The 10363-nt window shown below is 63.1% G+C and carries 2 protein-coding genes; both read right to left on the reverse strand.

What is annotated here, in order from left to right:
* Positions 1–1873: OmpA family protein (locus P8X48_10330; GenBank protein ID MEJ2107706.1), on the reverse strand; the 1873-nt coding region annotated here is incomplete at its 3' end.
* A complete protein-coding gene (locus P8X48_10335; GenBank protein ID MEJ2107707.1) occupies positions 1870–10182 on the reverse strand; it encodes a hypothetical protein in 8313 nt (2770 codons plus the stop codon). The genes P8X48_10335 and P8X48_10330, both read right to left, overlap by 4 nt.
* Positions 10183–10363 lie beyond the last annotated feature (181 nt).

A 10363-nucleotide genomic window follows, 5' to 3' on the forward strand; every position in this document is an offset into this window, starting at 1 on the left:
ACAGGCGCACTTCGGAACGTGCCAGGAAGGCCGCATAGTTGCTGTAGCTGCGGAAGTGCGCAAGATTTTCCGCTTCCGGCGTGTCCGGATCATCACGGGTCGCGATCACTGCGGGTGAGGCCATGACCGCGAGCTTCGGGTCCGGCGCCGATCCGTCATAGGAAAGCCGGATGCGGGTCTTGTCCAGGGCGACGTCAGTACAACGTTGCACGTCGGCGCTGTCCGGCAGGGTATCGTCGAGACGCTTGCCGTCTACCGTAACGCGCAGCGGTGCCAGGCTGTACGGATTCACCGGTGAGGTGTCGCGCGTCGTGTGCACGACCTCCACTTCCTCGTTAGAACGGGGCGCCGGAACATCGAACCAGATCTGGGCGACAACCTTGCCCTGTGGCGAAGTGGTCAGATCGCTCTGATCCGCGGCCTCGTCCGGCGCGTAGCCTCCGCCCTCGGTCTGCACCATGGAATCGGGCAGGTTCAGGGCCTCCTGAATCTTCTTGCGCACACGTTGCGCCCGATCCTCGCTCAGCTTCCAGGCATCGCCATAGACCTGCGCCGCGCGCCGGCTGAGGGAAGTCGGGGCGAGATAACCGACGAAGCGCAGGTGCAGGTTCGGTTTGTCCTGCAGACGATCCAGCAATCCCTTGAGCTGGGTCAGGTAGGCATCGCCGATCTCCGGTTTGCCGTCGCGGTAGGGAATCGCCGGCAACGGATCCTGGTCGCCCGGGCGATAGACTTGTGCAACCATCTCCCGGCCGTCGTCCCCCGCCGGGCAGGCCTGCATGTCGCTGACCGAGATCACGCCGGCCGGTGCGTCATACCACAGGTCCACTTCCACGCGGCGGTTGCGTTCTCTTCCGGCGACGTTATTCGCATTCTCCAGCGGCCGGCCAGCGCCGCCAACCTCGCCGACCACCTGGTGATCGGCGCCGTACAGGGCCTGCGCCTTCTGTCCGATCGGCAGGTCGTCCGTGTAGGCCGTGATGCGAAGCTGTGCATCGGGCTTGTCACGATAGCGCGCGAATACGTCGCGGATGGCATCCAGGGTCGAACGGGAAACCTTGCCCTCCTCCGCTTCCAGCTGAATGGGCGGGACCACGTTGCGCAGTTCCACTTTGCGCGTTCCCGGCAGTTTGCGCACGAGGATACAGGCGGGCTCGGTGCGGCATACGCGCACGCGGCGCACCCCGGGCGGCGGCACCGCCAGCGGTTCGGGGATAAGTCCCTTCGACTGCACCGTGTCTACCCAGACCTGCACCTCGACCCGACGATTGAGCGCCCGTATTTCCGGTGTATCTCCGGTCTCCAGGGGATCGGAATCGCCTTTCCCTTCCACCGTAATCGCCGGCTCCGGAAGATCCAGGCGGCTGCGGAAGAAATCCGCCGCTGCCTGGGCGCGCGCGCGGGACAGGCCGACCCGGTCGCCGTAGCGGGTGCGCTGTACCGGCGTCAGTGGCGCACTGTCGGTGTATCCGGTGAAGCGCATGCGCAATCGCTTGTCCTTGCCCAGGCGCTCCAACACATCGCGTACCTGCTGCAGGGCCGAGGACGGAACCGCAGGCGCACCGTCCTGATCATGGATCAGTGGCACCAGGTCCTTCATCTCGGTGGACGACACGTCCTCCACCTGGCGATTCGACAACACGATGCGGTCATCCGCCTGCACCGCCATGCGGTCCGGGTCCAGGGTCCACAGGACAAAATGCACGTCCGGCAACTGGTGTTCGGTGTTGGCCTGGGTCGGGCTATGCACCACCGCCGGCTCGCCGAACAGGCGCTGCATAAACGAACGGTGCGGCGCTTCGTCCGCCGCCGCACTCATCGGCAGGCTCACCGCAAGACCGAGGACCATCAGGCGACGCAAGGCGGCCATCATGATCCACCTCCGGCCCGGCCCCGACGCCAGAACAACTCGGTTTCGATCGAGAGCGTGTACGGCGCACCGGCGGACTTCCAGCGCTTCTCAATGATGGCGGACAGTGCCTTGATGCGTGCCCTTGCCAGGGCCGCAGTCTCCGTGTCGCCGAGGTAGGCGATACGCAGTACCGACGGCCTCTTGCGTAGCTGCTCAAGCACCGTATCCAGCGATGCCTTCCATTCCGGCCGCAGTTGCGTACGCACCGGGACGAAGGCAGCGTCGCTGATATCCAGGCGCACGACGTGATGAATCGTGGCACCGAAGTTGATCTTCACCATCTTGCCGCGGGTCGCCCGCACCACGCGCGGGTTCTCGCTGGTAATGCGGTAGCCGGTGGGCAGACTGCGCGGATCCAGCTTGACTACAAGGTTGGACCCACGATCCGGATTCGGCACCGCGGCACAGCTCACATGGAAGCGGCCATGGGCATCGGTGGTGATCAGCAGACCATTCACCGTGGTCACGCGGGCCCCGGCGATCCCGGGCTCACCCGGATCCGGGTAGCCGTTGTGGTTCCGGTCATCGTAGACCTTGCCAATGACATCGGTGCAATCGAAGGTCGGATCCGGAATCACGCGCACCGTCGCGCTGGCGATGCCCGAGATGTTGGGCCCAAGTATGGTGTTGTCCACCTGGGCCTGGTTGACGTATTTGCCGTCGCCAACACCGGAACCGATGATCAGGATCAGCTTGACCACCGTCGGCGAGCCCGGAGTCAGGGTCAGTCCACTCCAGGTGAGCTGGCGCCCAACAATGACCGGCGCGGTATTGACGCCGTTGATGCTGGCCGAGCCCGACACGTACTTGAAGCCCGGCGGAATCGTGTCGACGATGCTGTTGCTCGTCAGTACACCACCCAGGTTGTTGTTCACGGTGATGGTGTACGGCACCAGATCGCCGCGATGGACATTGGTCAGCGGCGTGGTCTTGGTGATGGTGACGCCCGTACCGGTAATCACCGGGTCCAGCGGAATGTGGTTGTTGAACATCTGGCTCGCGCCCGGGGTCGGCGTGCCCAGAATCAGGGACAGGTAGTACGGCGTACCCGGGGAAGACGGGGCCGGAGCGAATTCCGAGGTCTGGGCCTCACAGTAGCCGGCCGGCGCGCCGGCGGCGTTCGGGGTACAGATCGGTACCGAGAACGGTCCCGGGGTCGGCGGAATGATGGCCGACGGCGTACCGGAGTACCCCGCGCCCGGCGGCGCTACCTGAATCTCGTAGGTTCCGCCCGCCGGACAGGAGGCCGGCACCGAGAAGTTCAGATCGAACTTGTAGTAGCCGCTGGCGAGCGTGACCTGGTTTTGTTGTGCGGCGTCGTCGAAGCAGTTCGGATCCACCGCCAGGCCGGTACCCGAATTAATCAGCGTCAGGGTCGCCCCTGCCACGGGGATGCGGGATACGGAATCGTAAACCACGCCATCCGGATCGATGGGCAGATTCAGGTTCTGCAGGTTCGCGCCCGAGCCGGCGATGATGCTGGAAATCCGTTGTGGACCATTGGTAAATACCGAATCGGCCAGGCCGAGGGACGCGGTGGTGGCCACGGCGCCCGGGGCACGGAACCGCAGCTCATACTGGTCGCCAGAAACGTCGTTCGGCGCGAGGCCATTGATGGCGTAATCGCCATTGCCATCGGTGGTCACGGTATCCAGCAAGGAACCGTTGCGGTAGATATCCACGGACCAGTTCTGCAGGCGCAGTTCGCTCGCGTCGGTGGCGTTGTTGAAATTGGCGTCGTGCCACACCCGTCCATTGAGATTGGCTACGCCGGGTGTGCCGCCCACGTCCACAGATGCACTGGCGATTTGCGCGCCGGAGTTCCAGGAAACCTGGGCGGTGTTGCTGATGGTGGTTCCAATCGCTACCGCGGCGCCGATCTGAACGCGGAAACGGACGGTCGCCGTGCCACCCACGGAAATGGTTCCGTTCCCCGCACTGGGCAGCGGCGGCGTCAGGTCGCTGCTGCTGACCGGAATTCCCGCAACGAGCGGCGACACCCCGCCGTCGGGCTGGCCCACCGGCAATGTATTTTCGAATGTGCTGTTGGCGACGTAGGTGCTATTCGCCGGTATCGGGTCCGTGAGCACGACATTGGTCGCATCCACCGTTCCGATATTGGTGATGGTAATGGTGTACTCCAGCTCGCCGCCGGCCTGGGCGACACCACCACCGACCACGGCCACGGATTTGGTCATGGACAGTTGTTGCGCGTTACCCACCACTACCTGGGTCGGCTGGTCGCCATTGCTGTCATCGCCATCGGCATCGGTGGGTTCCGGGGCCTGCTCGTTGCTGGTGACCGTACCCTGGTTGCTGATGACGGTTCCCGCGGTCACCCCGGTATTGACGGTCACCTCGAATACGATCGTCGCGGTTTCACCCACGGCCAGCGTCCCGCCGGTACCCAGCTGCAGGCCGCCTTCGATGGCACTGACGCCCGGTGATGGATCGACCACCGGCGCACCATTCAAAGTCGTGGTATTGGGTGTGTAGGTTGTGCCCGTTGGAATGGCGTCGGTGAACACAACGTTGGTCGCCGCTGTCGCACCGCTGTTGGTGACGGTAATGGTGTAGCGCAGGGTATCGCCCTGGTCGACCTGCCCCGGGGTGCTGCCACCATTGTCGATGACCTGCACGGTCTTGGTGGAATCAATTAGCGGCAGATTGCCGACGATGTCGCGGGTGGGATCGTCGGCCGTCGGCGTGGCCGGATCATCCGACGGCTGTTCCGTCAGGGTAGCGCCGCTGGCGCTGCTTCCGTTTACGAAGCCCTGGTTGGAGATCACCGTGCCGTTTACCACGCCGGTGTTGATCGTGACATCGAAGGTGATGGTGGCAACATTGCCGGCCGCCGGATCCGCGTCGGCGCGCATGTAGCCCGGCGTGGTGTCTTCCGGCGGCGGTGCGTGAATGAGCATGCCGCCTTCGATGGCACTGACCCCGGCCGAGGGATCGACCACGGCGTTGCCGTTCAGCGTGGTACTGTTGGGGACGTAGGTGGTATTGGCCGGAATCGCGTCGCGCAAGCTGACGTTCGTCGCATCCTCGGAACCGATATTCTTCACCGTGATCGTGTAGCGCAGGGTATCACCCGACACGAGCACCGCCGGGTCTCCCGTTAGATCCTGGGATGTCTTCTCCACCCGCAGCTGCGGCGCGGAGCCGATTACGGTCTGCGTCGGGTCCTCGTCACCCAGAACCACCGGGTTGTCCGGGCCATTGACATTGGGGTCGTCGCTGTTGAGCGCGGTGTAGTTCGGTATATGGATCTGCGCCTGATTCAGCACCACCGTGCCATTGGGTATCGACGAGGCCAGGGTAATATCGAAATCGATCGTGAGGGTGTCGTACGTCCCGCCGTTGGGATCGAAGGTGATATTGCGTACATCCACCAGGCCCGTTCCCAGGGTCCCGCCGGTGGCGCTGGAGTTGCTGGCGTCGAAGCCCGGTGCCCCGACGACGACCGGAGCCGTCATGGTTCCCGCGGCGAACCAAGGCGTCCCGCTGGTGTTCAGGCGCTCGAGATCGTCGGTCAGCGCGACATTGCTCAAGGGCACCGAACTCAGGTTGTGCGCGGTGATGTGGTAGTGCAGCGTATCGCCCGGCGAGGCGGTGGCACCGGAACCGCCCGTCGTCACATTGGTCACCGTCTTGCGGAACTCCAGCACCGGGACGTCAACCGTGAACGGCAGCGCGTCCTGCCAGTCGAGAGTGCCGGGGGTACCGTCGGTGATGGGACGGGTGTACGTGCGAATCTCGCCCGTAGCGCCTGCGCCGGCCGTATCCAGGCTGAACCACTGGGTCGCGCCGGCAATGTTGATCAGGTTCTCACCCTGGGTGTTGTCGTTGTCCGGCACCGCATCGTACGTAAGGATTAGCCGATTGCCCGGTTCGATGGCGGCGGCGGCCGACTGCATGGTGTAGGTGAGCGTACAGGTCGAGGGCCCGGCGTAGGCGGTCACGAAGTCCGTGCCTTCCGTAAGCGTTCGAAGGGGTGTCGTGCCCGTTGGTGGATAGACGGCCGCGGTGATATTGGTCGGCGCCGTATCACACATGCCCCCGGGCGTGGGATTGGGCAACTGATCCACAACGGTCATGTCCCAGGCGGTGCTGGCGTTTCCTGTGTCCACGTTCTGCACCGTCAGGGTATACGTGGACGGAACACCGAACTGCGCCGTCGCCGGTCCACTCTTCTGCAACGTGACCTGTTCCGGCTCGACGATCTTCATATCCGGCGTGGTCGCTCCACCTCCCGCCTGTTGCGTACCCGCGTCGTTGTCGATCTGGTTATAGAGATAGGTCGCGGTGTTGTTGAACAGGAGCCCGGCGACATTCGTTGTTGTGTTGTTCATCACCAGCACCCGGACGGCGAGCGCAATCTGTTCACCGGCCGGGATGTCGATGCCGTTGGTGTTGTCCTCGATACGCAGATTCGTGAGACTGCCGCTGGTATTCACCGGCGTCCAGGTGCCTGGCCCCGCGACGCGCGTCACGCTCACAAAATTCAGGTCCGCCGCGGATGCACCCAGGTCGTCCAGTACGACGACGTCGTGCAGGGCCACCGGCACCGGTGTCGCCGGAACCTTGATGGTGTAAGTGAACTCCTGGCCGATGGTTACGTTCGGATTGGCCGGATTGGTCTTCGACAAGGGGTTGGGCGCGGCACTGGTCAGGGTGACGGAATCGGTGTTGCTGGGTCCGTAAATCTCGCGCACGCCGTCAACCCCGCCATCACTGGGCACGGCATTGTTATCGAAGGAGTAGTAGTACTGCACCTGGGCCTGGTTGGTCATGACCAGACCCGCGCCCAGATCCGGGTCGGCCTGTACCTGGTAGGTCAGCGTCAGGTTTCCGCCGGCGGGAATGGTGTAGGCACTGGCGGTCCCGGTGTCAAAATTCCAGTCGGCAATACCGGTTGCCGGATCGTAACTGGGCGCAAGATTCGGCAGGGTCGTAGTCGTCGTCCCGTCACTAACCGTAATGCTCAGGGTGGTAACGGTTGCAGCACCGTTGCGCAGGCCCACCGGGATCACATCACGGAATTCCGTGTCGTAGGCCGGCGCGGTTCCGTTGTTGGAGATCACGACCGTGTAGTCTATGAGCTCGTTGGCATCGATAATGGTATCGCCACCGGCGGGGACCGCGGTCTTGGCCACGCTCAGATTCGGTTGCAGGACCTCGCTGGTGGCACTGGCAATCTGCGTAGGCGCGCCGCCCGCAGTCGGTGTCCAGGCGAAGGTCGCCGTATTGGTCAGCGTAATGTTGTTGACGTGTGGCAGAACCGCGTTCAGCACCCGCGCGCGATAGACGATGACGAAATCGTTGTTGGCGGGAATGTTGTCCCCCGCATTGACAATCGTCCCGATATTCCAGGTAACCGTGGTCGGGCCAGTGGTGGCGTTTCCGGTGACCGTCGGCGGCGAGACCGGAGAATAGGTGAAGGGCGTTTGCGAGGTATAGGGCGCCGTGGTATCCCCGTTGATGCTGGCGACCCCTTCGAATTGCAGGCCCTGAGGCAGAACGTCCGTTATGGTTACACCCGGCGTGGTTCCTTCGGGCAGGGTCAGGCGGAGCGAGTAGCGAACGATGTCACCGATACGCACATTGGTACCGGGACCTGTGGGCTCATAGGTATCGCTCGCGTGGACCTTGGTGAAGACCGTGGACGCCATGGTTACGCTGGCGGTCGCGGTAGTTTCATAGTCGTTTACCGGGTCGCCGGCATTGGGAATGACACCATTGCGCAGGCCCATGTCGCTGCCATCGGGTCCGATCTGCCCGGTACTGTTTAACGCCGTCCCCTGCCCCGGCAGCGAATCCCAGGCCCCCTGAATCGTATTGCTCAGGACCTCGTCCGGCTCCGCGGTATCGTCAACGCGAACCTGGAAGGTGAAGCTGATACTTCCACCTACCGGAATCGCGGTTCCCGCTGGCCATCGGAAGATGGGCTGGTTCGGTCCCAGCGTCGTCGTGTCGACCGTGGTCGGTGGATCGGCGCCGCTGACGTTGTTGATGAACGTCATCTTGGTGCCGACCAGGTTGTCCATAACCCGCAGGTTGTAGGCCGCGGCGGTGCCGGAATTCGTTGCCGTAACCGTGACGGTCAACGCGTCACCGGCATCGGCGGTTGCGGCGTTGAAGGCCTTGGTCAGAGTGATGCGCGGCTCGCGCACCCGCACATCGGCATTGCCGTAGGAAAGCGTGATTGTATTGCCCGAATCGTCGACGTAGGTTGCAGTAGCGTTGGTGTAGGTACCGCCGTTACGAATCAGCATCCCGTCATTGGTGACAGCGGTGTTCTCGATTCGGGCAATGAAAGAGACAGGGAAGGTGAAACGCCCCCCGCTCCACTTGGTCAGCTCCTGGTCTCCGAAATCCCATTCCACGTAGTCGTTGGTTCCGGTGCTGGTACAGGTGGGCTTGATCACTCCGCCAGGGCTGAACCCCGCGGCGCGATAGGGGGCGCGGTTCAGATCGACATCCGGCGCCTCGGCGCATCGTATGCCCGCGGGCAATTCGTCGCGGACGACGAAATTGCGCAAATGGGATATCGGGATCTCGGTCGTCAACTGGTAGCGGATCTCTTCGCCGATGGATACCGACTGGGGCGAGGTGCCACTGAAGGGCGTATTGGATACCTCGATTACGGACTTGGGCTGGGTCAGCACCGGCAGGATCTGGATGGTCGCCGATACCGGACTGGTGGTGTACACGCGCGCGCCGTCCGCCTGGCCGTTGCTGCCGGGTGCCACGGAGTAAAGACCCTGGCTTCCCGACGGCCCCGGCAGGGTGTCGTAGGTCGCTACTACGGAATTGACCAGGGTCTGAAGGGGGGCGACCGAGTCGTCCGGATCGACGCGATAGTATAGGGTGACCGTTTGTCCCGGATTGATCTGCTCCAGGGCCGTACTGTTTGTGTACGAAAAGGTAACCGTCGCCGGAGTGCCGTTGTTCACCGTATTGTCGCCAATCGTGCCCTCGCCGTTCGCATCACCCCCGTCCGTGGCCGAGTCGCCATCGTTGTTCAGCCCGTCGGTACCCAGGGGCACCACATACATCTGATCGCTCGGATCCAGGGTGTCGGTGACGGTTACGTCAAAGGCCGGGGCCCGCTGCACGCCGCCACTGCTCAACTCGTTGGTTAGCTGGATGCGGTAGATATACGAGTCGTTGGTATCACCGTCATTGGCCAGGGTGGTCCAGTTGCTGCACGACGGACCGACGCCGTACAGGGTTTCGTTACAGACCTCCTTTACGACCTGGATGTTGGGCTCGGTGACCGTATTGTCCGCGCGTCGCACCGCAATATCCGGATAGCCAGGAACACCGGCATTCTGGTCCACGGTGATGGTGGTGGTGGTTCCGCCGGAATCGAAAAGCGCATCGAAACTCGCCACGGCGATATTGGTGCTGAGCGCCGCATGCTGGTTGGGTAGCGCCGAGGCATTCAGCGCATCGTTCATCAGCCTTGTTCCAACATTGGCCGTAAACCACTCGCCCCTGCGCGTGATCGGGCTCCCCGTCGGATTGAACGACCAACTCACGTCTCCGTATCCCAGCGTCGGCGGCGCGGCGATCGTCGGTGTTGTGATCTGGGACGGCGGCGTGTTGGTGGTGGAGGCTGAATAATCCTGGCCCAGGTATCCCTGCCCGGTCGGCATCTGGTCGGTGATAGTAATGTTCTCCACCGCGATCAGGGTGTAGCCCGGGGTCTGGAAGCCGAACCAGCCGCCGGACTCGATATGAAACTTGCACTCCTCGCCGATGATGACGTTGTTGTTGGACAGGGGCGGCGGATTGTCCTCGCTGCAATTGACTGGAAGAGCCTTGGTCAGATTGAAACCCAGGGCCTTGGACCGGATCCCGTCCAGGGAATAGTTGTTGACCGTGCTGCCGATGGAATCGCTGGGCGTCGGGTACACCAGGGGCGTTCCATCGGACAGGCGAATCTCGCCGATCACATCGGCGCGCAGGGTCAGGTCGTCGTTGGCCGCGGCTGCGTTCTTGGTGACGGTGAACAGAAGGTTCTGTGTCGCACCCGCGCCGATGGTGCCCAAGCCCGGATTGGCGTCGGTACATTCGAACACCGTCGCCGTGGGCGGAATTCCCGCCGGGATGGGCCACACCGGCCGCGGCGGCGGGTTTGATGTCAACGAGCACCCCGTGGGCCAGGACTCCACCGTCATCTCCTCGCCGAAGGATACATAGGTATAGTAATTTGCCGCCCCGTCGCCGCCGTTGTTCGTCAGCTGGACCGTAATCGGCACCGGGTACGCCGGGTCATCGGTAATGATGTACAGCGGCGCGTTGAAGTTGACGTCCAGGTCCTCCGGATTCGGCGTAACCGGATCGACAATGGAAGGCAGGGTGGTCGCTGTGCCGGAACAGAAATCCGTATAAGTCAGATCGACCGTGTTCGTACTCGCGGGAACCAGGTTCGGATCCGTA

The organism is Acidiferrobacteraceae bacterium, assembly GCA_037388825.1.
Lineage (GTDB): Bacteria > Pseudomonadota > Gammaproteobacteria > Acidiferrobacterales > JAJDNE01 > JARRJV01.